This window comes from Bacillus sp. XB1, assembly GCF_053557995.1.
In genome coordinates this window covers 92,607-116,204 of record NZ_JBNRIL010000002.1, presented here as the reverse complement: position 1 = coordinate 116,204, position 23,598 = coordinate 92,607, and the positions used below count along the sequence as shown (strand labels likewise).

The window sequence follows — 23,598 nt, the reverse complement described above, 5'->3', positions numbered from 1 at the left end:
TCTTACGCCTTTTGTGTACCTAAATCTGCAAGTACATCTAAAATTTCTTTGTAGAACTCTTCACGCGTACCACCGCGATGAATTTCTTTATATAGCTCACCATCTTGAATGAATAAAATACGCTGACAGTAACTTGCACTATATGGATCATGCGTAACCATCATAATCGATACGCCTTGATCTTTATTTAAGTTTGTCATCGCATCAAGTAAACTCGTTGCATTTTTAGAATCAAGCGCTCCTGTTGGCTCGTCCCCTAAAATAATTGCCGGCTCATGCACTAAAGCACGCGCTGCTGCTGAACGTTGTTTCTGTCCACCAGATACTTCAGATGGATACTTTTGAAGTATTTCTGTAATCCCTAACATATCCGCTACTTTTTCTACTTTCGGTCCAATATTACGTGATGCGACACCTTGAAGAGAAAGTGGAAGTGCAATGTTTTCATAAATAGATAAGTTCTCTAATAAGTTAAAATCTTGGAAGATAAATCCTAATTTTTGCGAACGGAAATCTGAAAGCTCACCTTGCTTCATTTTTGTAATATCCGTTCCCGCAATTTCAACAACGCCACCTGTTGCCTTATCTAACGTTGAAATTACATTTAATAATGTCGTTTTACCGGAACCAGATGGTCCCATAATTCCAACAAACTCACCCTCTTGAATTGAGAATGAAACACCCTTTAACGCGTGTGATTGGTTCTCACCTTTTTTACCGTACACTTTTTGAACGTTTTTCACGTCTACAACTGGTTTCGTCATATATATCCTCCTACGCTTGTTTTTCCATTACCTATTTTGCGCTTTTTAGAAGTGAACTGCTATTTGTTAACATTACAATTACCTTACACTTTTGTAAGATAGAAAATGGATGCGTGTAAGGTTGGCTTTTCATACTAGTTCACATTTCGACATAGTAAATCGGTAAATGAAATTATATCGGCGATTCTTACACTTTTATCAGCGATTACCAAAATATATCGACTTATCGACAAAAGATGACAATAAAAATAGGCTGTTCCGCGAAAGGAACAGCCCACTGATTAAAGTTTCACTTTATTTCTTTAAAGGTGTTACCGTCCAGTACGTAATAACACGCCAAACCCATTCTAATGGACCCATTTTAAAGATTTTCATCCAAATTACACTAAACACAATTTGAATTGCATAAATTGCGATACATACATATAGCGTCTGCATGTATGTTAAGTTACCTGCAAAGTTAAATACACTACCAGCAATTAAAATCATTGCCGTTTGTCCGATATAATTTGTTAAAGCCATACGACCGTAGTATTTCAATGGTGCTAATAATGTTTGAACTGGTTTTAACTGAAGTAATAAAATTAATGCTCCTACATAGAAAGCTGAAATAATTGGTCCAACAGTAATACCAATTTTTAGAAACTGGCTTGCAGCATCCATTGTTCCATCTTCATTCATCAATATCATATTTACAAATGGGCCAGCAGGCACGTGTCCATATTGATACCATACAGCTGCCACACTTAAAACAAACATAATGCCTGTAAAAATAGCGACTTGCTTTATGTTTTTTGAAAGATTTTCAAATACACGATATTGTCCTGCAGCAAGACCTAATAAAATTAAACCAAGTGGTAATAGTTCTTTAACACCCATTACACTAAAGGCTATTGTCAAAATAAGACCAATTACTAAGTTCGCTTGTTTTTTCGCTTTATAAAACGGTAAAACGATTAATCCGCAAATTGCATATAACGTTAACGCTTCTCCAGGCTGAAACATGTAATGAATCAAACCAAAAATAAATAATGCAACTACGCGGCGGAAAAATAGAACATATCCATTTTTCCCTTTCGCAATCGCTCTTGAAATAAAGATATAGAATCCCACTCCAAATAAGAATGAGAAGATTGAGAAGAAACGACCTTCTACAAATAAGTATAAAAATCTTTGATAGCTAGCATCTACTGTATTAGGATCTGGAGTTTTAATATTAAGTAGCGCTAGAATATTTACTAAAATAATCCCCAGTAATGCGAAGCCACGAATGTAATCTAACTCATCAATTCGTTTGTTTGTAATATTGTTCCCCATAAAGCAGCTCCTTGTCCAAAATTTAATCCTCCCTTACTCTACTGGAAAAGTAAGCTTACAACTATCGGCAAACCTTACAGGAATCTTACATTATTGTCATATAACAAAATAAAACCAGGTCATATTGCGACCTGGTTTACTCTGATTGTTTTGATTTTTGAGGTTGTCCTTTTTTACTATTACGCTGTTTTACTTGAACAATGGGATCAAGTTCATTCGAAAACTCAGCGTTATGTCCATTTTGTGTTTTTTGCTCTGGGTTATTTTGATCTGAACGTTTCGCCATTACATTCACTCCTTATTAGTGCGGTGTAATAATCATTTGATGTTGCAATTGGCGAATTGCCATACGTGCTCTATTTAATTGCTCACGTTGCTCATCATTCGCATGTTGTTGCATCGTTTGTAAATCGTTATACGCTTGTTCTAATTGTAACTGTGCATCTGAATACTCCATCGTATTGTAATGCTCTTGTCTCATGCCTTGTTCTAATTGTTCTTTTGCATATTCCACCGCTTGTTCCGCTTGTGTAATATACGATTCAAGTGATTGACGCTCTGCCATAATTGTCCCTCCTTGCTTCAATTCCCCTTTAGTGTGTCCCTTCCATCTCTACCTTATGAGTATGTTATAATGGATTTTGTTTCATTTTGACTCGGCTTAGGAGGGAAAATAATGAAGGTTCAAAACCCTTTTCCATATACAAACGACAATAAACGTTATCATACATGGAATTACCATTTACGAAATGAATTTGGTGAAAAAATCTTTAAAGTTTCATTAGATGCTGGCTTCGATTGTCCGAACCGTGATGGTACAGTTGCTTACGGTGGTTGTACATTTTGCAGCGCTGCCGGATCTGGCGACTTCGCTGGTGATCGCCGCGATGATGTTATAACACAATATCATGAAATGAAAGAAAAAATGCGCTCAAAGTGGAAAGATGGAAAATGTATCGCTTATTTCCAAGCGTACACAAATACACACGCACCACTTGAAGTGTTAAAAGAAAAATTCGAACCGCTTCTAGCAGAAAAAGATGTTGTCGGTCTTTCTATCGCAACTCGTCCAGATTGTTTACCAGATGATGTTGTTGAATATTTAGCGGACTTAAATAAACGTACGTATCTTTGGGTTGAACTTGGACTACAAACCGTTCATGAACGCACTGCAAACCTTATTAATCGCGCTCACGATTATCCGTCTTACGTGGAAGGCGTAAATAAATTACGTAAGCACGGCATTAAAGTTTGCTCTCATATTATTAACGGTCTTCCACTTGAAGATTACGACATGATGATGGAAACAGCTCGTGAAGTAGCGAAACTTGATGTACAAGGAATTAAAATCCACTTACTTCACTTATTAAAAGGAACGCCAATGGTGAAGCAATATGAAAAAGGACAACTCGAATTCCTTTCTCTTGAGGATTACGTAAGTCTTGTTGTTGACCAACTTGAAATTATTCCAGAAGACGTAATTGTGCACCGTATCACAGGTGACGGCCCACCTGATTTAATGATTGGTCCAATGTGGAGCTTAAATAAATGGGAAGTATTAAATTCCATCGATGCAGAATTTGTACGCCGCGGAAGCTGGCAAGGAAAATATGCAAATGAGGAGAAACAACAATGAAATTAGAACGTGTATTACCGTTTGCTCGCACACTGCTGCAAACGGCTGTTAAAGAAGGCGACTACGCTGTAGATGCAACACTTGGAAATGGTCATGACACTTGCTTCCTAGCTGAAATTGTTGGGGATAGCGGAAAAGTATTTGGATTTGATATTCAAAAAGAAGCGATTGAAAGCTCAACAACTCGTCTAAAAGAAAAAGAACTTTTTGAACGTACTGTTTTAGTTCACGATAGTCACGATACACTTCTATCCGTACTACCAGAAGACGCAAAAGGAAAAGTAACAGGCGCTATCTTCAACTTAGGTTACCTTCCTGGCGGTGACAAGCATATCGTTACAAAACCGAACTCAACAATTTCGGCAATTGAACAATTACTAGAAGTAATGGCACCTGAAGGTATCATCGTCCTCGTCATTTACCACGGACACCCAGAAGGACAAGTAGAACGCGACGCTGTTCTCAAATTTGCAGAAGAGCTAGACCAAAAACAAGCTCACGTACTGCGATATGGCTTCATTAACCAACAAAACAACCCGCCATTTATTGTGGCGATTGAGAAACGATAAAGTGAAACTTTAATCAGTGGGGGGAATCCCCACTGATTATTAGTTGAACCAATCGGGCATTTATGGGCAGTTTATTTCCCAACTAACTTCTTTGCTCCAGCCGAATTTTAAGGTGGAAGTTTTACTGCCCGTTAATGCGGGGTAATATATCAACGATTTTTCAATTATATCTATCGTAACTCGGGATATATCAACGATTTTTTCGATATATCTATCATAACTTACAATATATCAACGATTTCTCGGATATATCGATTGTTCGACAAAACATAACAAAAAAAGACGTGCATTCACTGCACGTCTTTTTGTTATTCTCCTATATAATGGATATAAACATTCTTAAAGGAGACAAAACAATGATCGGAATACTAGCAGGAATGGGGCCAAAATCAACTGGTCCATTCGTCGATACAGTTGTAGCAAGGTGCCAAACAATATACGGAGCAAAACATGATATGGACTTTCCTCATATGATGATTTATTCGTGCCCAACACCGTTTTACATGGATCGTCCTATTGATCACGAGACGATGAAAAAAGCGATTATTGAAGGGGCACAAAAACTTGAAAGTACTGGCGCAAGCTTTATCGCTATGCCGTGCAATACAGCGCATCTTTATTTTGAAGAATTACAGCGATCTCTTTCTATTCCTATTTTGAATATAGTTGATGAGACGTTAAAAACAATTCCTGAAAATACAAAAAGAGTTGCTCTTCTCGCAACAGAAGCAACTGTTCAAGCTGGGATTTATCAAGATGGGATTACAAAACGTAATATAGAATACATTCATCATAAAAAATGGCAGGAAATGATTAATCAAATTATTACTTGGATTAAATCTGGAGAGAGTGAAGAAGCTCGCGAATTGTGGAATGTGCTCGTTTTACAATTGAAAGATGAAGTTGATACCGCTATTATCGCATGTACCGATTTGAATGTAGTGGCAAATGAGGATTTTGTTGATTCCTCTCAATGTCTTGCTGAAACGGTTGTTAGGATGTATGTAGAAAATATAAGGGGGTCCAAATGAATATATCTTGCTGGCTATTGTTTTCAGAAAGATTATATTGCTGCAGTAAGTTCATTAATTCACCTTTAGTTGTAAATCTCTCTTTATAACATCCTTTGTATACACCGTTTTCAAAAGTAAATTGCGCTTCCAATTCAAAGAAAGGCGTTGGTTTAAAGTTTTTAATTTCCTGCTGTCGCTTGTTTATCAAACATAACGCAGGTGTTTATACTCGTATAAACACCTTGAATGCCTTTCTTACGTCAGTGTATATAACTTACTAGCATTCATTCCAATAATCCAATCGCTAATTTGATGTACTTGCACTTCAGCGAACATGCGCTCATAATCTGAACCAGGCTTTAAATTCTGAAAACCTTTTTTAATATCCTCTACTTCTAAACTATTGATCCACAAGCGGTTCTGTTTTTATTTGTACATCCTGCTTGTTGAATGAGTAACCTCGCAATTGCTTCACCCTCTCAAATTTAGTAAACTCCAACATAGCACCATGTTGGAGTTTTACTGCTACCTATTCATGGAACGCAACTTCCTAAGAACAACATACTATAGCATCATCAAATGCATCTTCTGGAACATACACCTTATTGCCCTCTACTTTATATGGAATATTGTTTCTTTCAAATCTTTCTGTGTCAACAGTTTCTACAGTGTCGCCCCATTTCACATATTTTCCTTTGTATTCTTTTTGACAAGCAGACAATATGAATAAAATAGCTAGACAAAAAATCAGTATTAAATTCTTTTTCAAAATCTTTGTCTCCTTTTTTATGCAAATATGTATTTTCAAGGTGTTAATTTAAAGAATATCACTAAGTAAAATATAAAGACAATACTATAGGATACTTACTTCTTCTCACATTCATTCTGTGCATTACTTACCAGTAACACCATTTGTCGCCACTAATTGATTATTAACTATTCGTGCTAAAGAACCTTTACTCACTCTTTCTCTCATGTAACTGCTATATTTTGACGTAGTCCAATAATAATTATTCATTGCTACAGATCTTCCAAACCAATTGTTATGAAGATCCATTTCTTTATCAATACCAACAGAATATTGTTCATGAGCATCAGTCCAAGCTTTTGCTCTTTCTTCGCCATATACAGCACCACTAGAACCACCCATGTTCGGAACTAAAATCGCATTCCAATAAGCATGTCTAAACGCATCACCATTTCCCTTAGTAAGTTGATCACCACCATAATATTTCTTCGCTTCATTAAGAGCATCAATTGAACATCCTCCATAAGTTACGAATTCAATAGGATGCCTCTTTGCTAACGAAATTTCCGCTTCTGTTAAATCAGGCATTCCTGGTATATCGTAACCATATAAACTAGGGGATTTTGCTGTGCTATTTTTTATCTTGTCACTAGCAATTTGATTCAATTCAGCATGAGTATATTTCCCATTCTTTATCTCATCTTTTAATTCTTTAAATATCAAATTTAATTGATATGGATCGATTGACCTTACCTCTTCTTCACTTAAATATTCTTCCCCCGTTTCTTTTAATTCATTTAAGTCAATGTTTTTTGCCTTTTCTGGCATGTTAGATAAAGAGAATGTTTGAAGTTTTGCTATGTTACTTTCTTCAGCATGAGAAATAGTTGGCAAAAGTCCGCCAAATAACATAGCTGATGTTAATGTAATAATTCCTGCCTTTTTAAAATTCAATTGAGTTTTCCCCATAAAATTACCTCGCCTTTAATTGTTAGTATATTTCAAATTTTGAAACACCTGTATATATTTGTAACATATTACCAAAGGTGATTATAGTTAAATATATTTTTCTCAACAATAGACAGAATATTCTTTTTTTATTTTATTTTGATTATAAATATTTCCTTTTTAGTAGATGAAGTAGAGAAAAGGTTAACTGCAAAATGCGTTGGCATCATAGAGGAACACACTGCTGCGGAACATGAGCTGCTTCTTTTAGAGGAAAGAAATGAAGCTTACACAAAAAGTAAGTCAATTGCTAAATTAGAGCAAGAACTGAATATCTTGTTACATATAAGAAAGGAGTGAATAACAGCTGAACAATTAAATATTTTAGATTCAGTATTTGAGTAATTAAATAAATTTAAAAATTGATTTAATACTATAGCATCATTAATTACGGAAAAAGTAAATTAGATGCAGGTGACTTCCATACTGCCTTATCTTATTTTCAAAAGGCACTTCAAATCAGGCTACAAAAAGGAAATGAAGAGCTAATTCATTCAACTAAGTTTTGCATTGCGTATTGTATGTCTTGCTGATAAAAATCCCACAAACTTTTAACTTTCTTCACAATTCTTTCAAAGTAATCACACTTAATCTCGCTATATTAAATAAGTAGTTATTCATATAGGGAAGGTTAGGGGAACTGAAAGTATGAAAGTAAATCGTTCGCTTCATTACATTTTTTGGCGTTGGCATTTTTATGCTGGGCTTTTTATTACGCCGCTTCTTATTACGTTGTCACTAAGCGGAATTGGGTATTTATTTCGGGAGGAAGTTGAAGATTTCATCTATAAAGATTTATATTTTGGGAAGAGCGCCCAAACAGAATCTATTTCGATGGCTGATTCTATTTCCTTAACAGAAAAAAAATATCCACATTATAGCGTGGCGAAAATTAGTGAGTTTAATGGGGATTATAATACGAGACTTACGATTACAAATGAATATACAGGGCAACAAAAGTATGTATATTTAGATAGCAATAATCAAATTGTCGGAGATCAAAACGCAAGTGAAACGTTTGCCAATATAATGCGGGAATTACATAGTTCTCTTTTAGTTGGTGGCACTGTCATCAACTATACTGTAGAACTTGCGGCGTGCTGGACAATCTTTTTAATTGTAACTGGTTTGTATATGAGTATACGACAGTTCAAAAACACACCAGTATCCAATAAGCGAGAAAAAGCAAAACGACGTCATTCTATTATCGGTATTATATTTACAATTCCACTCGTTCTGCTAGTCGCATCTGGATTGCCATGGTCAGGATTTATGGGTAACCAAATTTATAAAATTGCGTCGTCGAATGAATCGCTCGGATATCCGAAATTGTATATGGCGCCGCCTGAATCAAAGGTAAAAGAATTGCCATGGGCAACAAGAAAAGAAGCTCCTCCTGAATCGGATTCAAATGAACCGAAAGCTATTTCTGTCGATGAATTACAAAAAGGAATTGAAATAAAGAAGCCATACGTTATCTCACTACCAGCTGATCCGAAAGGTGTATTCACTGTTTCGAAATCGAGCGGTTCTGGTATTACAGGTATGCATGTTGCACCAAATGAAGAGATAACAGCTTACTTTGATCAATATAGCGGAAAGCTTATTTCCAAAACGGACTATCGTGATTATGGATTACTTGCACAATGGTTCACTTACGGCATCCCGCTTCATGAAGGACATTTATTTGGATGGCCAAATAAAATATTATGCTTACTAACAACGTTATCTCTACTACTTCTTATTTATTACGGAGTAAAAATGTGGTTAGCAAGAAAGCCGAAAGGAAAATTAGCAGCACCTCCAAAACAAAGAGATAAGAACAGTATATTCGTTTTCTTTATCATGATGGTTATACTGGGCGCTGTCATGCCTTTATTTGGATTATCTGTATTAGTGATTTTTGCGATTGAACTTCTTATATATGTATTTTCAAAAATACAATCATAATGAAAAGAAAACCACTCTACATGAGTGGTTTTCTTCATCACTGCGCTGTTTTCTTTCGGTACATCTTCCCGTTCCAATAGAAGAATCGTGAAGTGAGGCCTCCGTACTTTACAATGCGCCGTGCCATTTTATGCATATTCTTTTGTGCTGATACTTTTTGATCTGATAAATAAATACCAAGTAACCCTCGGCTTATAAGGCGATGAAACTTCGCATGAGGCAAATCACCAATGCTCTTCTCCGCTTCTTCTACAAAATGTTTCATCCGATCTAATATCGCTTGCTCGTTTTCGTAATAACTACAGAAATTCAAATCTCCGCCTATACGGTCTTCTTCTTGATCAATGAAATAATCAAGCAAAATATGAAGTCCTTGTACGTAAGGGAAGTATCCTTGTCTAATTTTCGCAATATCTTCATCATGTAATTCATCATGAAAGGCATATGCGACAAGACAGAAAATTCCAAGTGTAGAACCGGCACATGCTGAAAATTCAAACCAACTCATCTCTGGTAAGTTTTCTTTATGTGCTTCAAACCAATTTTTCAGTCGCGGCTCTCTTTCTTCTAATTTCACGTGTTTATGAATTTGCAAATCACAATAATAACAAGCAAGTTCATGAAGAACAGGAGCAATTTTGTCATAGTGCTTCGTTTTCTTTAAAACATCTTGGCATGTTTCAACAAGTTCATCTAAATAACCACCATCATCTTGATCATCACGATAACGATAATAATTACCGCCACCTTCTACTTCAGGTGATAATGCCATTAACATCGATTCATGCAGTGCGGCAAAATCATTTGGATTAAGTGATGTACTGCGATCACATAAATTATCTAAATAGTCGCTGATCGTTTGATACGCTACGATAAAACGAATACATTCTTCTCGGTGTTCATTTGCTAGCAGAGCTAAAATGCCACCGCCCTCACAATGAAACGTTTTATGCTCAATACTTGCGATTGCCTGACTATGAAGCTCATCATTCGGAATATGGTAGGCACGCTCTTTCCACATCGCTAGCTCATGGTGTACAACCGGAAACACATCACGGTATACTTTCGCCATGAGCGTTATGGGATTACTCGGTACGTTCACTTCTTCCTTCATCTCCTCTATTAAATGTACAAATAATGATTTATTTATTTGTTTGTTTTTACTATATTATTGACATGCATTTCAGTAAATGACTGAATATAACTCAAAATTTCATCACGCTCATACTCATTTAATAGCTCGTGATAACAATTCGGCCATTCTTTAAAAGCCTTATCACTTATTTTAACATTATCAAACCAAGTGCGGACACGTGTTTTATCTACAAGTTTATCCTCACAAGCTTGCATTAGCAAGAGCGGAACATCTGGAAAATCATCTATTTTTTTATGAGCAATTTCGATAGACTTAATCAATTCACTATACCAACGTACTGATACTTTGCGCAAGAACAAAGAATCATTCTCCATTGCATCTCTCACTTCATGGTTACGTGTTGACATTTCCACCGTAAGATTCGTTGCAAATTGCAATTTTGGAGCCACAACATTTAATATTCTTGAAGCAAATTGAAGCGGAGCAGAGGGTCCAGTCACTACCCCTAAACAAGGCGAACTCAAAATAATACCTTCTACATCTTCTCTCTTCGTTTCTTGCATCATACGAATGACAATAAGACCACCCATACTATGACCGAATAGAAAAATAGGTAACCTATACTTTCTTGCTTCTTTCACCCATAATTTAACTTCCTCTATGTATTCATCAAATGAATCAATATGTCCTCTATTTCTTGAAGTCGTTCCATGTGACGGAAGATCCCCCATCACGACGTGGTAGCCGATATGATTCCACATTTCCGCAACGGCTTCGTAACGTCCGTGATATTCCATTGCGCCGTGCACAATAACAATGACAGCTTTTGCTTCCTCCGCTTCATAATTCCACATACGGCTCTCCTCCATTTCACTCTTTCTCATAATTTGATACACTAAAACTAGTCTCTAGGAAAGGAAGACTTTACATGATATATCCTTACAAAGAAAAAAAACCGAAAATTGCGAGTAGTGCTTTTATCGCTGACTATGTTACGATTACAGGCGATGTTTCCGTTGGCGAGGAATCAAGTATTTGGTTTAATACAGTCATCCGTGGTGATGTGTCACCGACAATCATTGGAGACCGAGTAAATGTACAAGACCAATGTACACTTCACCAAAGCCCGCAGTATCCTCTTATTTTAGAAAACGACGTAACAATTGGGCATCAAGTCATTTTACATAGTTGCCATATTAAGAAAGATGCTTTAATTGGAATGGGATCTATTATATTAGATGGTGCTGAAATTGGCGAAGGAGCTTTTATCGGCGCTGGAAGCCTCGTTTCACAAGGAAAGAAAATTCCGCCGAACACGTTAGCTTTCGGTCGTCCCGCGAAAGTCATTCGTGAATTAACAGAAGAAGACCGTAAAGATATGGAGCGTATTCGCACGCAATACGTTGAAAAAGGTCAATATTATAAATCATTACAGAAGTAAATTTCCGCTGCCATAAGATTGGCAGCTTTTTTTATATAAAATCTAACTTTTTCTTTACAAAACATTATTACTCCCTCAACAAAATCTTATTAAAATAAAAGCTAATATCTCCATATATATGTAGATGAGGGAGGAGAATTTTCATGAAGGTCAGTGGATTATATAAAATAGAATGTTACATTTTCAGAGGAATTAACCGCTACTTTGATCAAAAAACATTAAATATCTTTTTCAGCAATATTACTCATATCGGTAGCGCGACTTTCTCCATCGGACTCACACTTTTCTTTTTAATTTTCGCAAAGGGAACTTTGCATCAAGCTGCAATTGCAACTGCTATTTCGTTAGCAATTAGCCATATTCCTGTGCAAATATTAAAAAGGTGGTATCCGCGAAAACGTCCTTATTTAACAATTCAGGATGCAAAATATCCAGTCCATCCATTAAAAGACCACTCTTTCCCGTCTGGTCATACAACAGCCGTTTTCTCTGTCTTCATTCCATTTATTTGCTATAATCCAAGCTTACTTGCTTTCCTATTACCGTTAGCGTTATGCGTCGGTATTTCACGTATTTATTTAGGCCTTCACTATCCGTCAGATGTATTCGTCGGTATGTGCCTTGGCACTTGTTCTGGCATCATCTCTTTTTATCAATTCATCCCACTTTTCACATAAAGGAGTGATATGATGAGAGTCGCCATTTTTACCGATACTTTTACGCCACAAGTTAACGGGGTTGCGAAAACGTTAGAGCGATTAACACAATATTTTCAGAAAGAACAGATCGCCTATTCTGTTTTCGCCCCTCAGCATACAGCTGAAGATAATTTTGTAGCGAATGTGAATAAGATGAGAAGTATCCCGTTAACAATATTATATCCAGAATGTCGTTTTTCTTTTCCTACTCCGCGCATTAAACGGGAACTACTTTCCTTTAAACCTGACATTATTCACATTGCCACACCTTTCAACATGGGACTTTGTGGATTGTATTATGCAAAAAAGTTAAACATCCCAGTTGTCGGTTCTTATCATACTGATTTCGATGCCTATTTACGTTATTACAAAATCGAATTCCTCTCCAATATGCTGTGGAACTATTTAAAATGGTTTCATAGTCATATGCAAAAAAATTTTGTACCTTCCTTTGAAACATTACATCAATTAAAAAACAAAGGCTTTCAGACCCTCTCTATATGGGGACGTGGTGTAGATTGCACACTCTTTCATCCTGCTTACAATACAGACCTATTCCGAAAAAAATATAATATTACAGCGAAGTATGTCCTTTCCTATGTTGGACGAATTGCTCCTGAAAAAGATATTGATACACTGCAATACCTTATCGTTAAAACAGCACATACTCGAAACGATATTCATTGGCTCATCGCAGGAGACGGTCCTCTAGCAACAAGTTTACGTGAAGCTGTTCCGAAAACAAATATCACTTTTACTGGCTATTTACAAAGTACAGATTTAGCTGAAGCATATGCTTGTTCTAACATAATGGTGTTTCCATCAGCTACTGAAACATTCGGAAATGTCGTACTTGAATCACTCGCATGCGGTACACCTGTCATTGGTGCAAATAGTGGCGGGGTTAAAAATATTATTACAGATGGAAAAACGGGAGTTCTTTGTCCGCCTAAAAATGAAGATGCATTTCTATCATCCATTTATTTTTTATTACAAAATGAAGAAAAACTTGAGCAGATGGGAATATCAGCTTCATCTTTTGCGAAATCAAAGAGCTGGGATGAGATCTTTCGCGGTTTGCTTAACCATTATGAAGAAGTCCTGCAGCATAACGCATCAGAGTTGCTTGCTTAAATAGAAAAACTCCCTTCAAAAAAACGAAGGGAGTTTATTACATGGTCATAAATTTTAGTTTAATAAATGATACATAAGGTTAAACATTGTTTTATTTCTATATTAATTATATCAAAAATAAACATAACTAAACAGACTTGTAATAAAAACCCATAAAAATTAATATATGGTTATACAGTATTTTAAACTGTATAATGATTTTAAGAATTCCCCTTAAAATCAACTTACTCACATACCTTTATACAGTAATTGTTCCCCAATTCTGTATATCAAAAAACCTTTCATTCATTTGAAAGGTCTTTTTGAGCCTGCACATATTCTTCTTTCGTATTTACATTTATAAACCAATCCGCATTCGCTTGTACATCTTCTCCAGAAACATACTTCACATTACATTGTGATAAAAGCTGGCCCATACTTCTTTTTTCTTCCTGAAGTAAAGCATAAATCTTTTCTTTCACGCGGTTATGATACGCCGCAAGTAGCGGTTGTTTTCTTCCATTAATAATAGGTACAACCGCATCATATTCATTGCTCGTTTGCTCTAGTAAAATGGCAAACCATTGATGCGAAACGTTTGGTGCATCGCAAGGCATAATAGCGTACCAATCTGCTTCTATGTATTCCATACCTGATACAATGCCGGCAAGTGGTCCATTTCCTTTATAGTGCGGGATATCTTCTATAACAGGAACTTGTACGAATTGCTCTACTCGCTCTTTTATATCAGTATGGCTAATTACTACAATGTCTTGCAAAGTAGTTCCCATCACTTTCACAATATGCTCAACAAAAGTAGTTCCCTTCCAAATTGCTAACGCTTTCGGCTCACCAAATCTACTCGACATACCGCCCGCTAATACAATTCCAGCACACTTACTCATTGGCGATGCAGCTCAAATGTAATATGGCCTAATTCCGGTAAAATTAATTTATTCATCGCAAGTCGAACCGCTCCGCTAGACCCTGGCATCGAGAAGACTACTTTGCGCCCAATTGTACCACCAATCGCTCTACTTAACATTGCGCTGCTTCCGATATCTTCTAAATAACTAATCATACGGAACAGCTCACCAAATCCAACAATTTCTTTATCTAATAACGCTGATACTGCTTCAATTGTGACATCACGTTTCGTAATACCAGTACCGCCGTTTGTTAATACAACATCTACATCTTCCTTATGATAACCAGCTAACACCGCTTGCTGAATACTTTCTTTATCATCTTTTACAATTTCATAAAAAGTTACTTTATGTCCCGCTTCTTTTAACAATTCATGTAATAGTTGTCCGCTCTTATCTGTTTCTTCCGTACGTGTATCGGAAATCGTAACAATCTTGCAACGCACTTCTTTTGGAGCTTGTTTTTTATGTTCAGTTACACTCATTTTTTATCTTTCCTTTCTTAAAGACTTTTCTTCATTTTATCATACATACCTTTACACAATTATGTATGAAGCCAATCATGCGCCATGATACAATATAAGTATACTAACCCACAAAAAGGAAAGTGTACTTTCTTATACTCCTAGACTACACATCTTTAGCTACTCTTTATATTTTCTACATAATAGAATTCAATTTTAAAACTTGTACTAAAAAATAAATTGGAGGTCTACATTGTATGGAACTTTATAAAAAATTAACAACAACATTTATCCTCTTATTCATCGCTTCAATCACTGTCGGCTTTTCCTTAAAAGGCGCAATTCCATACGCTACATTAGTAAGCATTATATTCGCGACACTATTTTTACTAAGTAGTGCCTTTTGCGCAAGTAAAGCACGTCAAATGAAAGGTTGATCACATATGTTCAAAAAGAAATCAATCTTTTGTAAATCATGTAAAACAGAAATACAAACGTATGAAAAAGCGTGGATTCATATGCCCTTTCCGGCGAATGGCATGACGAATATGAAAAAGTATATTGAATTAGAAGGACAAATTTATTGTAGTTCGTGTGTTGAGATAATGAACAAAAACCAGTAAATACAAAAGGGGTGTTTACATTGTTTGAATCCAACCGTATCCAGTTACGAAAGTTTTCCGAAGATGATATTCTAACATATTATAAATGGCATAATGATATAGACGTTATGAGTTCAACTACACTCACTCTTGATAAATATTCCTTTCAAGACACAGAAAAACTTTGCCGGCAATTTATTCATTCTTCGAACTCTAAGAGCTATATCATTGAAGAAAAAGCTACGCATCTTCCAATTGGTATTACTTCTTTAATTCATATTGATTCGTATAATCGAAACGCTGAATGCATTATTGATATTGGTAAAAAGGATTACTGGGGGCAAGGTTATGGGCAGGAAGCTTTAACCCTATTATTGGATTATGCATTTTTAGAATTAAATTTACATCGCCTTTCTTTACGAGTATTTTCTTTTAACGATAGAGCAGTTAAATTATATAAATCACTTGGTTTTCAACATGAAGGAACTTGTAAAGAAGCTATATTCCGCAACGGCACTTGGCATGACATTGAACTCTTCGCTTTATTCCAACGTAATTATAAATAAAAAAAGCTTTGCGCTCACCGCGCAAAGCTTTTTTTCATATATTATAGACCAGCTTGCTCTTTTAAAGCTGCAGCTTTGTCTGTACGTTCCCATGATAGATCTACATCAGTACGTCCGAAGTGGCCGTAAGCTGCTGTTTGTTTGTAAATTGGGCGACGTAAGTCTAACATTTTAATAATACCAGCCGGGCGAAGATCGAAGTTGTTACGAACTAGTTCTACTAGTACGTCTTCAGATACTTTACCAGTGCCGAATGTATCAACTGAAATTGATACTGGTTGTGCTACACCGATTGCGTATGCAAGTTGTACTTCTGCTTTTTCAGCAAGACCAGCTGCTACGATGTTTTTCGCAACATAACGAGCTGCATATGCTGCAGAACGGTCAACTTTCGTTGCATCTTTACCAGAGAATGCACCGCCACCGTGGCGAGCGTATCCACCGTAAGTATCAACGATGATTTTACGTCCTGTTAAACCAGCATCACCTTGTGGTCCACCAATTACGAAGCGGCCAGTTGGATTAATGAAGAATTTCGTTTCTCCATCCATTAATTCTGCTGGTACTACAGCTTTAATTACGTGCTCTTTTAAGTCGCGATCGATTTCTTCCCATGTAACATCTGGGTGATGTTGTGTAGAAATTACGATAGTATCAACACGTACTGGTTTACCATTTTCATCATACTCAACTGTAACTTGCGTTTTTCCATCTGGACGTAAGTATGATAATGTATCATCTTTACGTACTTCAGTTAAACGGCGAGCTAATTTGTGAGCAAGCGAGATTGGAAGTGGCATTAATTCTTGTGTTTCATTACATGCAAAACCAAACATTAAACCTTGGTCTCCTGCACCAATTGCCTCAATCTCAGCGTCAGTCATTTGACCTTCGCGTGCTTCTAGCGCTTGGTCAACACCCATAGCGATGTCAGCAGACTGCTCATCGATAGATGTTAAAACAGCACAAGTTTCTGCATCGAATCCGTATTTTGCGCGTGTGTAACCAATGCCTTGAATTGTTTCACGAACGATTTTCGGAATATCTACGTAAGTAGAAGTCGTAATTTCCCCCGCTACCAATACTAAACCAGTTGTTACAGTTGTTTCACAAGCTACACGTGCATTTGCGTCTTTTGATAAGATCGCATCTAAAATTGAATCAGAAATTTGGTCACAAATTTTATCTGGATGTCCTTCAGTTACAGACTCAGATGTGAACAGATGACGTTTTTTTGTCATGTGGTAAACCTCCCTACAGTAATTGTATATATTGTACGGAACTCATCCTTAATTTGCCACAAACTGCGACATACATTTATTCTCCCACACAAGCATACAGAAAAACCTTTCCTACTTTACATAGAGGAAAGGTTTAATTTGCTACTTGCATACTGCTTTTTGCCCTTCGCTCTTATCGTTCGAGACCTGTAGCCTCGCACAGGTTTTAGCACCTATTCACCTGCATTTATCAATACAAGTGAGGTTGCTGGGCTTCATCGGGCCTGTCCCTCCGCCAGCTCGGGATAAGAGAGTATCCGTCCCAACCTATACTAAAGAAATGATATTCATTTGTCAATTAATATTCACATTTTCCTGAAAGTTTTTCTCAATACGCCTGAAATGAAATATTAATAGGGAAATAATGCATTCACACAAACAAAAAGAAATAAATAGTATACATTATTTATATAATTGTGTTATACTCTTGTTGGGGATTACGAGAAATATTTCATTAAATGAAAAGGATGGTATATAAATATGAGTACTGTGAATGTCCAAATTGGTTTACACGAATTATTGAACGGAAGCAATGCACAGATTCAACTAAGTGTTCCGCAATTAGTGGAAAAAGTATTAATGCGAAATGAAGGGAAATTAACTTCTACTGGTGCCGTTTCTGCTTCAACAGGAAAATATACAGGACGTTCTCCTAAAGATAAATTTATTGTGAAAGAAGCATCGGTTGCTGACAAAATTGCTTGGGGAGCTGTGAACCAACCGATTTCTGAAGAACATTTTAATAAATTATATACTAAAGTTTTAGAATACTTAAAAGAAAAAGAAGAGTTATTCGTCTTCAAAGGATTTGCAGGCGCTGACCGCAATTACCGCCTACCAATTCAAGTTATTAACGAATATGCATGGCACAATTTATTTGTACATCAATTATTCATTCGTCCAACTGAAGAAGAATTAACGACTCATGAATCAGAATTCACAATTGTTTCTGCACCGAATTTCAAAGCTGATCCAGCTGTTGACGGTACAAACTCTGAAGCATTCATTATGGTTTCATTCGAAAAACGCATCGTATTAATTGGTGGTACAGAATACGCTGGAGAAATGAAAAAATCAATCTTCTCTATTATGAACTTCTTATTACCTGAACAAGATATTCTTTCTATGCACTGTTCTGCAAACGTAGGTGAAGAAGGCGATGTAGCATTATTCTTCGGTTTATCTGGAACAGGTAAAACAACATTATCTGCTGATCCAAACCGTAAATTAATTGGTGATGATGAGCACGGTTGGTCTGATAACGGTGTATTCAATATTGAAGGCGGTTGCTACGCGAAATGTGTAAACCTTTCTCACGAGAAAGAACCACAAATTTTCGATGCAATCACATTTGGATCTGTTTTAGAAAACGTTATCATTAATGACCAAACGCGTATCGCAGACTATAACGATACTACTTTAACAGAAAATACTCGTGCTGCATACCCTATGCATGCGATCGACAATATCGTACTGCCAAGTGTTGCTGGACACCCAAATACAATCATTTTCTTAACTGCTGATGCATCTGGCGTATTACCTCCAATCAGTAAGTTATCAAAAGAACAAGCTATGTATCATTTCTTAAGTGGTTACACTAGTAAACTAGCAGGAACAGAGCGCGGTGTTACATCTCCGCAAGCAACATTCTCAACTTGCTTCGGTTCACCATTCTTACCACTTGATGCATCTCGCTATGCTGAAATGCTTGGTGAAAAAATTGAGAAACACGATGCGAAAGTATTCTTAGTAAACACTGGCTGGACTGGTGGCGAATACGGCGTTGGTAAACGTATGAACTTAGGTTACACTCGTGCAATGATTCAAGCTGCATTAAACGGTGAACTTGCGAAAACTGAAACAGCTAAACATGACATCTTCGGTCTTGAAGTTCCACTTCACGTACCAGGTGTACCTGACGAAGTGTTAATGCCTGAACAAACTTGGGCTGATAAAGCTGCTTACAAAGCAAAAGCAATCGAACTTGCAAATGAATTCAAAGCTAACTTCAAAAAGTTCGACAGCGTATCTGAAGACATTATTAACTTAGGCGGTCCAATCGCTTAAATTAAAACTTTCTGTTGGAATAACCCTTTACTCATATGAATAAGTGTCGTGTAACCGTAAAGTTTCGCGTACTCACCGACAAAACCCAATGCGGCTTAACGGTTACACACACTTACATAAAAAAGAAGCTTACGTGAAAACGTAAGCTTCTTTCTATATCTTATATAAAGTGAAACGCTAATCTCTTCATCTGTGACCTAGATTATAAAATTACAGCTTCGAATATATACATTATATCCCTACTGGGTTTCACATCGTATGGGGCTAAAAAAGGCCCTGACCGCTTCTATCCGTGGCTGGATCATCTATTCCATCTAAAAAGAAGTCTTTTACCTTTTTTAGCTCTTTGTTAGTTCTTTCTCATCTTTCATGCTATAGTATCCTAAATTAACAACAATTAAGAAATACCCACCCAAAATCCCTACTGCAAATGCCCACATAACCATGTGGTGCTCAATTTCGTACATAATAATAGCACCCAAAATTGCAGCTGCAAAACGGTTAAACATACCGAGTGTCGGTGCTTTCGTCTTCTTTACAATACTATCTCCAAGCTTCTCAATTCTTCTCCCTAAAAGCCAAACGCAATACATACTTACGATAAGTCCAATTCCTGCACCTAAAAAATGTGCTGAAAACGGTGTTACCATCCAGCCTAGTAAAAGAATACCTAGTATATAATACGATTGAATTTTAAACGACCTTAATGACATACTAATCATGCTGTTCTCCTCTTCAGTAATTTTTATCTATCCAACAAAAAATTTCTTTCAAATTCATATTCCTTAAATCCATTTCACTCAAATTAAAAACAACATAAACAGTATGTTTATGTTGTTTAAATATTTTTAGGAAATAATATTATACAAGATTTCAAACATCATATTCTCATATTTTGTGACGGTTTTTCAAACTTTTTTCGTCCATTTATGAAAAAAATGATATCAATCTATGAACATACGGATATGATGTAATAAGCACACAAATAAAGGGGGCGTCTAATGATTTATTTTTTAATGGCTCTCATTCACCTCATTATCCCTGCACTTATTGGACTTTCATTGTATTGGTACACGAAAAACCATAGCATTTTTTACGCTGTCCTCGGTGTTCTTCTTCCAGGTATTATTCTTATTACACTCTTCCGTATTCCATTTTTAAACTTAATTCCACTTATTACTGCTATCTTATTTCTCATCTTCTTACCAAAAATAAAAAAATAGGAAAGCAGATCATAGGTGATCTGTTTTCCTATTTTGATATAGGTTCCCCTGCAATAGAATGAACTTTTACTTTCTCCGATTTCACAAACCATAGACCGACAAAAATGATAATTCCACCGATGATTTGTTGAAACGATACATATTCATTTGCCCAGACAGCTGCAAATAAAACCGCTACAAGCGGCGTTATATACATATATACCATCGTATGTGACGCCCCAATTTTTTGAACACCAACATACCACATTACTAGACCAAATACTGTTACAAAGAAAATAGAATATAGTAAAGCAAATAGTGTCATTCCGTGAGTAATGTGAAATGGCATGACAAACACATGTGGACCACTTAACAATAATAGCGGAATCGCACCCACTAATGCAGACCATGCTGTAACACGTAATGCTGAATATTTTTTAATTAATGGTCCTGCTAAAACAGGATAAAGCCCCCAGCATATTGATGTAATCAGTCCAATTCCATTGCCATAAAAAGAACTAGTAAGCGAATGTCCTGCTACTAAAACTAATGCTGCACCAACAAAGGCAGTCATAGAACCGATTAACTTTCGAGAAGAAAACTTTTCTTGTTTCAAGAAAATCGCAAATGCAGTTGTAAAAATAGGTGAAATAGAAATGAGTAAAGAGGCATTTGTAGCAGATGTATATTTGACAGTTTCCATAAATAACGTTTGATACAGTACAATACCTACAATGCTAACGATAATTAATCTAGGTATATCCTTTCGCTCCATATAAATCGACTTTTCAATAAAAAAGGTAAGGAGTAACAGAAGCGGTGCCGCCGCCATCATGCGAAGTGCAGTAAACTCAATTGCTGTAAATTCTAAAAGTCCATACTTCGCAATTGTATAGTTAATCCCCCAAATAATAACAACACTTAAAATTAACAACTCAATTCCCCATCTTCTCATGCGTATCCCCTCCGCAAAGAAGATTATACAGAAAATTCAATCACATGTACATTTCATTATGTGAAAAAATCTTTTTACTTTTGAAACGTTTTAGTAAATGAAATTATATCGGCGATTTTCTGAATATATCGGCGATTTCCCAAATATATCAGCGCAACTCCATTTATATCAGCGATTTTTTCAATATATCGACTTATCAACAAAAATCGACAATAATAGCGACTTATAAAATAAAAAAGGTGATTCCAAAATACATTTTGGAATCACCTTTCCTTTACTATATTCGAACGTGTAACTTCATATTTGGATTATAAAACTGGCTTGGGCTCTTCAACTGAAAAGTTCCTCCACCTTCATGCCAATCAACCGTTAACTTATCGTCCATAAATACAAGCTTTGTACGATCAGCGATAAAGTTCATTGTGCTTGATTCAATATCCACATCGCGCTCATCTTTCTCTGCTACAGCTACTAAATCGATGATTCCGCTCATGACACAACCGCAACCCTCATTATCGTAAAATAACTTTATATATTTCGCTTCACTTGGAATCGTATCCATAATCTTTTTATATGCTGCTTCTGTTACAGTAACGTACATATGTTAATCTTCATCCTCTCTTCTCTTATCATTCATATATTGTATCACCATTTTTCTTAAAAGTTATATACAGAAAATTAAGACTAATATACAATGTATGTGATAAAGTTTCAGTAATCGAGCTTTTATGAGTAGTTCATGCAGGAGAAAGGATGTTTACTATCCGTGTTCAAACTACAACGATATCCTATGTTATTAGGTCTATTTAGTAGTTTCTTCATTTCTAGCGGAATGCTATTACAGCATGTACTTCCCTATTCTCCTTCTATTAGCTGGATCCTAGGTTTTATTTGTTTCCTATCCGCTTCTTATTTTGCTACGAAGAATACAAACAACTCATAAAGCAAGAATCATCTTAAGGAGGATTATCAAACATGCCAGCCTTAAAAAAAATAGAGCAATCACTCGATCACTTATTCCAAATTGAAAAATACGGAAAAGATAGTGCCTTTAGTCGATTTATCCCAGCCGTATATGATCCTATCAAATTTCCTTGGCAACAATTTTTCGAAGCAAATTTTGTAGATTTATTTAACGGCCTTATGATGCACGGATCTGAAAATTTAAACAAAGTATTTTTAGCTGTATTCCCTACAGATGACGTTCTTGAAACATTCATTTCACAATCCACACCTGGTGATTTACTCTTTATGCACCATCCCCTTGTAATGGAGTGTGGTGATCCGCTTGGAAGATCTGGTCGCGGTTTCATACCAATTCCTGAAAAATATTTGCAAGGAATAAAAGAAAAACAACTTTCTATATATACATGTCACGTACCAATGGATTTTCATCAAACGCATGGAACGAGTATTTCAATTGCAAAAGCATTAAACGCTACTGTAGTGGACGACTTTGCATATGGAGGTCCAGAACAAGAACCAATTGGCCTTATTTGTGAAATAGATGAAACATCAACAGAAGCACTCCAAAAACATCTAAAACAACTCTTCCAGATTCCTTACACAGACTTCGAAGGTAAACGACATGATTCCATCAAAAAAATCGCAATTATCGCTGGATGTGGCGATGTTGTATCTTTAATGAAGGAAGCAGAAGAAAAAGGTGCTGAAGCATATATTACAGGAGAAATCCATTGCCATATCGACAATGATTACGGCCGACATAAATACTCGCTCATTATGGATTATGTAAAAGAAACGAATATGTCTCTAATTGGTGTGTCACACTCTGCCTCTGAATATTTAGTGAAAGAGACATTGATGTATGATTGGTTTAAAGAAAATTTTGATGTGGATGTTATTTTGCTTCCGCAGGAGAAATGGTGGCTCTAACGCTATCATTTTTTAAATTTATATACACAATACAATCGATCACAGAAAAATAGAGAAATGTGAAAGCACCACCTGTACCAACGTAAATGCTTTCGTTGTGCCGGAAAACAAACCTACTGGTAGCACCGAGTTTACTGGCGCTACCAGTATTACAGCATGAATATATATTCTATTTTTCTAATCACTGACATATAGCAATTCATTTCATAAAAAAAAGACCCGAGATTCGGGTCAACAAATAGAAATATAAATGAACTACAACAAATAACAGACAAAGCCATTATATA

The 23,598-nt window shown here is 36.1% G+C and carries 27 protein-coding genes, 1 pseudogene and 1 riboswitch; of the genes and pseudogenes, 13 read left to right on the top strand and 15 right to left on the bottom strand.

The window, feature by feature from the left end; genetic code table 11:
* Positions 1-2: 2 nt before the first annotated feature.
* The 4 genes from ACK1U5_RS15845 to ACK1U5_RS15830 all read right to left on the bottom strand — a co-directional run bounded on the left by ACK1U5_RS15845 (position 3) and on the right by ACK1U5_RS15830 (position 2,646).
* Entirely contained in the window at positions 3-764 is a 762-nt protein-coding gene (locus ACK1U5_RS15845; protein WP_000165837.1) for an ABC transporter ATP-binding protein, read from the bottom strand.
* A gap of 294 nt (positions 765-1,058) precedes the next feature.
* Entirely contained in the window at positions 1,059-2,081 is a 1,023-nt protein-coding gene (locus tag ACK1U5_RS15840) for a DUF418 domain-containing protein (protein ID WP_069605240.1), read from the bottom strand.
* 136 nt (positions 2,082-2,217) lie between these two features.
* A complete protein-coding gene (locus tag ACK1U5_RS15835; protein ID WP_001129340.1) occupies positions 2,218-2,367 on the bottom strand; it encodes a hypothetical protein in 150 nt (49 codons plus the stop codon).
* Positions 2,368-2,382: 15 nt separating this feature from the next.
* A complete protein-coding gene (locus ACK1U5_RS15830; RefSeq protein ID WP_000840871.1) occupies positions 2,383-2,646 on the bottom strand; it encodes a YtzC family protein in 264 nt (87 codons plus the stop codon).
* A gap of 111 nt (positions 2,647-2,757) precedes the next feature.
* Between ACK1U5_RS15830 and ACK1U5_RS15825 the strand changes: the two genes are divergently transcribed.
* The 3 genes from ACK1U5_RS15825 (at position 2,758) to ACK1U5_RS15815 (ending at position 5,317) form a co-directional block, all read left to right on the top strand.
* A complete protein-coding gene (locus tag ACK1U5_RS15825) occupies positions 2,758-3,717 on the top strand; it encodes a TIGR01212 family radical SAM protein (protein WP_000868030.1) in 960 nt (319 codons plus the stop codon).
* A complete protein-coding gene (locus ACK1U5_RS15820; protein WP_000764497.1) occupies positions 3,714-4,286 on the top strand; it encodes a class I SAM-dependent methyltransferase in 573 nt (190 codons plus the stop codon). Before ACK1U5_RS15825 ends, ACK1U5_RS15820 begins: the two co-directional genes overlap by 4 nt.
* Before the next feature lie 356 nt (positions 4,287-4,642).
* Complete coding sequence (locus ACK1U5_RS15815) at positions 4,643-5,317, top strand: aspartate/glutamate racemase family protein (protein ID WP_048568015.1); 675 nt, start codon at positions 4,643-4,645, stop codon at positions 5,315-5,317.
* A 7-nt stretch (positions 5,318-5,324) separates the two neighbouring features.
* On the opposite strand, the pseudogene ACK1U5_RS15810 reads toward ACK1U5_RS15815, so the two are convergent.
* The 3 genes and pseudogenes from ACK1U5_RS15810 to ACK1U5_RS15800 form a co-directional block, all read right to left on the bottom strand.
* Positions 5,325-5,766: pseudogene (locus ACK1U5_RS15810) on the bottom strand (DNA topoisomerase); the annotation flags it as partial.
* 83 nt (positions 5,767-5,849) lie between these two features.
* Positions 5,850-6,068, bottom strand: coding sequence for a hypothetical protein (locus tag ACK1U5_RS15805; protein WP_000739867.1), 219 nt, complete (start codon positions 6,066-6,068; stop codon positions 5,850-5,852).
* Positions 6,069-6,191: 123 nt separating this feature from the next.
* A complete protein-coding gene (locus ACK1U5_RS15800) occupies positions 6,192-7,016 on the bottom strand; it encodes a DUF6973 domain-containing protein (RefSeq protein ID WP_000520797.1) in 825 nt (274 codons plus the stop codon).
* Positions 7,017-7,703: 687 nt separating this feature from the next.
* Here ACK1U5_RS15800 and ACK1U5_RS15795 point away from each other — a divergent pair.
* The gene (locus tag ACK1U5_RS15795; RefSeq protein WP_000867812.1) at positions 7,704-9,005 is read left to right on the top strand and encodes a PepSY-associated TM helix domain-containing protein; all 1,302 of its coding nucleotides are present in this window, start codon (positions 7,704-7,706) and stop codon (positions 9,003-9,005) included.
* Between the two features lie 37 nt (positions 9,006-9,042).
* Here the strand turns inward: ACK1U5_RS15795 and ACK1U5_RS15790 are convergent, their stop codons facing one another.
* Positions 9,043-10,107: a tetraprenyl-beta-curcumene synthase family protein gene (locus ACK1U5_RS15790; RefSeq protein ID WP_069605239.1), complete on the bottom strand. Its 1,065-nt coding sequence runs from the start codon at positions 10,105-10,107 to the stop codon at positions 9,043-9,045.
* 44 nt (positions 10,108-10,151) lie between these two features.
* The gene (locus ACK1U5_RS15785; RefSeq protein WP_000267424.1) at positions 10,152-10,955 is read right to left on the bottom strand and encodes an alpha/beta hydrolase; all 804 of its coding nucleotides are present in this window, start codon (positions 10,953-10,955) and stop codon (positions 10,152-10,154) included.
* 74 nt (positions 10,956-11,029) lie between these two features.
* Between ACK1U5_RS15785 and ACK1U5_RS15780 the strand changes: the two genes are divergently transcribed.
* From ACK1U5_RS15780 to ACK1U5_RS15770, 3 genes are all read left to right on the top strand, one after another.
* Positions 11,030-11,542 carry a gamma carbonic anhydrase gene (locus tag ACK1U5_RS15780; RefSeq protein ID WP_000640186.1) on the top strand — a complete coding sequence of 171 codons (513 nt, stop codon included), beginning with the start codon at positions 11,030-11,032 and terminating at the stop codon, positions 11,540-11,542.
* A 143-nt stretch (positions 11,543-11,685) separates the two neighbouring features.
* Positions 11,686-12,219: a phosphatase PAP2 family protein gene (locus ACK1U5_RS15775; protein WP_069605238.1), complete on the top strand. Its 534-nt coding sequence runs from the start codon at positions 11,686-11,688 to the stop codon at positions 12,217-12,219.
* Between the two features lie 12 nt (positions 12,220-12,231).
* Positions 12,232-13,374 carry a glycosyltransferase family 4 protein gene (locus ACK1U5_RS15770; protein ID WP_001261606.1) on the top strand — a complete coding sequence of 381 codons (1,143 nt, stop codon included), beginning with the start codon at positions 12,232-12,234 and terminating at the stop codon, positions 13,372-13,374.
* A 281-nt stretch (positions 13,375-13,655) separates the two neighbouring features.
* Here ACK1U5_RS15770 and ACK1U5_RS15765 read toward each other — a convergent pair whose 3' ends face one another.
* Complete coding sequence (locus ACK1U5_RS15765) at positions 13,656-14,258, bottom strand: molybdenum cofactor guanylyltransferase (protein ID WP_069605237.1); 603 nt, start codon at positions 14,256-14,258, stop codon at positions 13,656-13,658.
* Positions 14,255-14,764 (bottom strand): MogA/MoaB family molybdenum cofactor biosynthesis protein, encoded by a 510-nt coding sequence (locus ACK1U5_RS15760; RefSeq protein ID WP_069605236.1) that lies wholly within the window; start codon positions 14,762-14,764, stop codon positions 14,255-14,257. Before ACK1U5_RS15760 ends, ACK1U5_RS15765 begins: the two co-directional genes overlap by 4 nt.
* Positions 14,765-15,000: 236 nt before the next feature.
* On the opposite strand from ACK1U5_RS15760, the gene ACK1U5_RS15755 reads away from it, so the two are divergent.
* From ACK1U5_RS15755 to ACK1U5_RS15745, 3 genes are read left to right on the top strand one after another with little or no spacing between them, the layout of a single operon-like run.
* On the top strand, positions 15,001-15,180 hold the full coding sequence (locus ACK1U5_RS15755; RefSeq protein ID WP_000424800.1) for a hypothetical protein: 180 nt from the start codon (positions 15,001-15,003) through the stop codon (positions 15,178-15,180).
* 6 nt (positions 15,181-15,186) lie between these two features.
* Positions 15,187-15,366, top strand: a complete 180-nt coding sequence (locus ACK1U5_RS15750) for a hypothetical protein (RefSeq protein WP_000473617.1) — start codon at positions 15,187-15,189, stop codon at positions 15,364-15,366.
* Between the two features lie 20 nt (positions 15,367-15,386).
* Positions 15,387-15,911: a GNAT family N-acetyltransferase gene (locus ACK1U5_RS15745; protein WP_000464120.1), complete on the top strand. Its 525-nt coding sequence runs from the start codon at positions 15,387-15,389 to the stop codon at positions 15,909-15,911.
* Between the two features lie 41 nt (positions 15,912-15,952).
* Here ACK1U5_RS15745 and metK read toward each other — a convergent pair whose 3' ends face one another.
* Positions 15,953-17,152, bottom strand: a complete 1,200-nt coding sequence (gene metK / locus ACK1U5_RS15740) for a methionine adenosyltransferase (protein WP_000163123.1) — start codon at positions 17,150-17,152, stop codon at positions 15,953-15,955.
* A 169-nt stretch (positions 17,153-17,321) separates the two neighbouring features.
* A riboswitch (SAM riboswitch) is annotated at positions 17,322-17,443 on the bottom strand.
* A gap of 228 nt (positions 17,444-17,671) precedes the next feature.
* Between metK and pckA the strand changes: the two genes are divergently transcribed.
* Entirely contained in the window at positions 17,672-19,258 is a 1,587-nt protein-coding gene (gene pckA, locus ACK1U5_RS15735) for a phosphoenolpyruvate carboxykinase (ATP) (RefSeq protein WP_000108802.1), read from the top strand.
* 338 nt (positions 19,259-19,596) lie between these two features.
* On the opposite strand, the gene ACK1U5_RS15730 is transcribed toward pckA, so the two are convergent.
* Positions 19,597-19,980: an ATP synthase subunit I gene (locus ACK1U5_RS15730; protein WP_000624929.1), complete on the bottom strand. Its 384-nt coding sequence runs from the start codon at positions 19,978-19,980 to the stop codon at positions 19,597-19,599.
* Between the two features lie 279 nt (positions 19,981-20,259).
* On the opposite strand from ACK1U5_RS15730, the gene ACK1U5_RS15725 reads away from it, so the two are divergent.
* Positions 20,260-20,481: a hypothetical protein gene (locus tag ACK1U5_RS15725; RefSeq protein ID WP_000639042.1), complete on the top strand. Its 222-nt coding sequence runs from the start codon at positions 20,260-20,262 to the stop codon at positions 20,479-20,481.
* A 28-nt stretch (positions 20,482-20,509) separates the two neighbouring features.
* Here the strand turns inward: ACK1U5_RS15725 and ACK1U5_RS15720 are convergent, their stop codons facing one another.
* Together ACK1U5_RS15720 and ACK1U5_RS15715 are read right to left on the bottom strand one after the other, a co-directional pair.
* Complete coding sequence (locus ACK1U5_RS15720) at positions 20,510-21,415, bottom strand: DMT family transporter (RefSeq protein ID WP_069605235.1); 906 nt, start codon at positions 21,413-21,415, stop codon at positions 20,510-20,512.
* A gap of 277 nt (positions 21,416-21,692) precedes the next feature.
* Positions 21,693-22,016, bottom strand: a complete 324-nt coding sequence (locus ACK1U5_RS15715) for an iron-sulfur cluster biosynthesis family protein (RefSeq protein ID WP_000289569.1) — start codon at positions 22,014-22,016, stop codon at positions 21,693-21,695.
* Between the two features lie 374 nt (positions 22,017-22,390).
* Between ACK1U5_RS15715 and ACK1U5_RS15710 the strand changes: the two genes are divergently transcribed.
* A complete protein-coding gene (locus ACK1U5_RS15710) occupies positions 22,391-23,311 on the top strand; it encodes a Nif3-like dinuclear metal center hexameric protein (protein ID WP_069605234.1) in 921 nt (306 codons plus the stop codon).
* Positions 23,312-23,598 lie beyond the last annotated feature (287 nt).

Bases quoted from the DNA above. Each gene is read 5' to 3' on its own strand.
- ACK1U5_RS15845 (WP_000165837.1), bottom strand. From the start codon at position 764: ATGACGAAACCAGTTGTAGACGTGAAAAACGTTCAAAAAGTGTACGGT.
- ACK1U5_RS15840 (WP_069605240.1), bottom strand. From the start codon at position 2,081: ATGGGGAACAATATTACAAACAAACGAATTGATGAGTTAGATTACATT.
- ACK1U5_RS15835 (WP_001129340.1), bottom strand. From the start codon at position 2,367: ATGGCGAAACGTTCAGATCAAAATAACCCAGAGCAAAAAACACAAAAT.
- ACK1U5_RS15830 (WP_000840871.1), bottom strand. From the start codon at position 2,646: ATGGCAGAGCGTCAATCACTTGAATCGTATATTACACAAGCGGAACAA.
- ACK1U5_RS15825 (WP_000868030.1), top strand. From the start codon at position 2,758: ATGAAGGTTCAAAACCCTTTTCCATATACAAACGACAATAAACGTTAT.
- ACK1U5_RS15820 (WP_000764497.1), top strand. From the start codon at position 3,714: ATGAAATTAGAACGTGTATTACCGTTTGCTCGCACACTGCTGCAAACG.
- ACK1U5_RS15815 (WP_048568015.1), top strand. From the start codon at position 4,643: ATGATCGGAATACTAGCAGGAATGGGGCCAAAATCAACTGGTCCATTC.
- ACK1U5_RS15800 (WP_000520797.1), bottom strand. From the start codon at position 7,016: ATGGGGAAAACTCAATTGAATTTTAAAAAGGCAGGAATTATTACATTA.
- ACK1U5_RS15795 (WP_000867812.1), top strand. From the start codon at position 7,704: ATGAAAGTAAATCGTTCGCTTCATTACATTTTTTGGCGTTGGCATTTT.
- ACK1U5_RS15785 (WP_000267424.1), bottom strand. From the start codon at position 10,955: ATGTGGAATTATGAAGCGGAGGAAGCAAAAGCTGTCATTGTTATTGTG.
- ACK1U5_RS15780 (WP_000640186.1), top strand. From the start codon at position 11,030: ATGATATATCCTTACAAAGAAAAAAAACCGAAAATTGCGAGTAGTGCT.
- ACK1U5_RS15775 (WP_069605238.1), top strand. From the start codon at position 11,686: ATGAAGGTCAGTGGATTATATAAAATAGAATGTTACATTTTCAGAGGA.
- ACK1U5_RS15770 (WP_001261606.1), top strand. From the start codon at position 12,232: ATGAGAGTCGCCATTTTTACCGATACTTTTACGCCACAAGTTAACGGG.
- ACK1U5_RS15765 (WP_069605237.1), bottom strand. From the start codon at position 14,258: ATGAGTAAGTGTGCTGGAATTGTATTAGCGGGCGGTATGTCGAGTAGA.
- ACK1U5_RS15760 (WP_069605236.1), bottom strand. From the start codon at position 14,764: ATGAGTGTAACTGAACATAAAAAACAAGCTCCAAAAGAAGTGCGTTGC.
- ACK1U5_RS15755 (WP_000424800.1), top strand. From the start codon at position 15,001: ATGGAACTTTATAAAAAATTAACAACAACATTTATCCTCTTATTCATC.
- ACK1U5_RS15750 (WP_000473617.1), top strand. From the start codon at position 15,187: ATGTTCAAAAAGAAATCAATCTTTTGTAAATCATGTAAAACAGAAATA.
- metK (WP_000163123.1), bottom strand. From the start codon at position 17,152: ATGACAAAAAAACGTCATCTGTTCACATCTGAGTCTGTAACTGAAGGA.
- pckA (WP_000108802.1), top strand. From the start codon at position 17,672: ATGAGTACTGTGAATGTCCAAATTGGTTTACACGAATTATTGAACGGA.
- ACK1U5_RS15730 (WP_000624929.1), bottom strand. From the start codon at position 19,980: ATGATTAGTATGTCATTAAGGTCGTTTAAAATTCAATCGTATTATATA.
- ACK1U5_RS15725 (WP_000639042.1), top strand. From the start codon at position 20,260: ATGATTTATTTTTTAATGGCTCTCATTCACCTCATTATCCCTGCACTT.
- ACK1U5_RS15720 (WP_069605235.1), bottom strand. From the start codon at position 21,415: ATGAGAAGATGGGGAATTGAGTTGTTAATTTTAAGTGTTGTTATTATT.
- ACK1U5_RS15715 (WP_000289569.1), bottom strand. From the start codon at position 22,016: ATGTACGTTACTGTAACAGAAGCAGCATATAAAAAGATTATGGATACG.
- ACK1U5_RS15710 (WP_069605234.1), top strand. From the start codon at position 22,391: ATGCCAGCCTTAAAAAAAATAGAGCAATCACTCGATCACTTATTCCAA.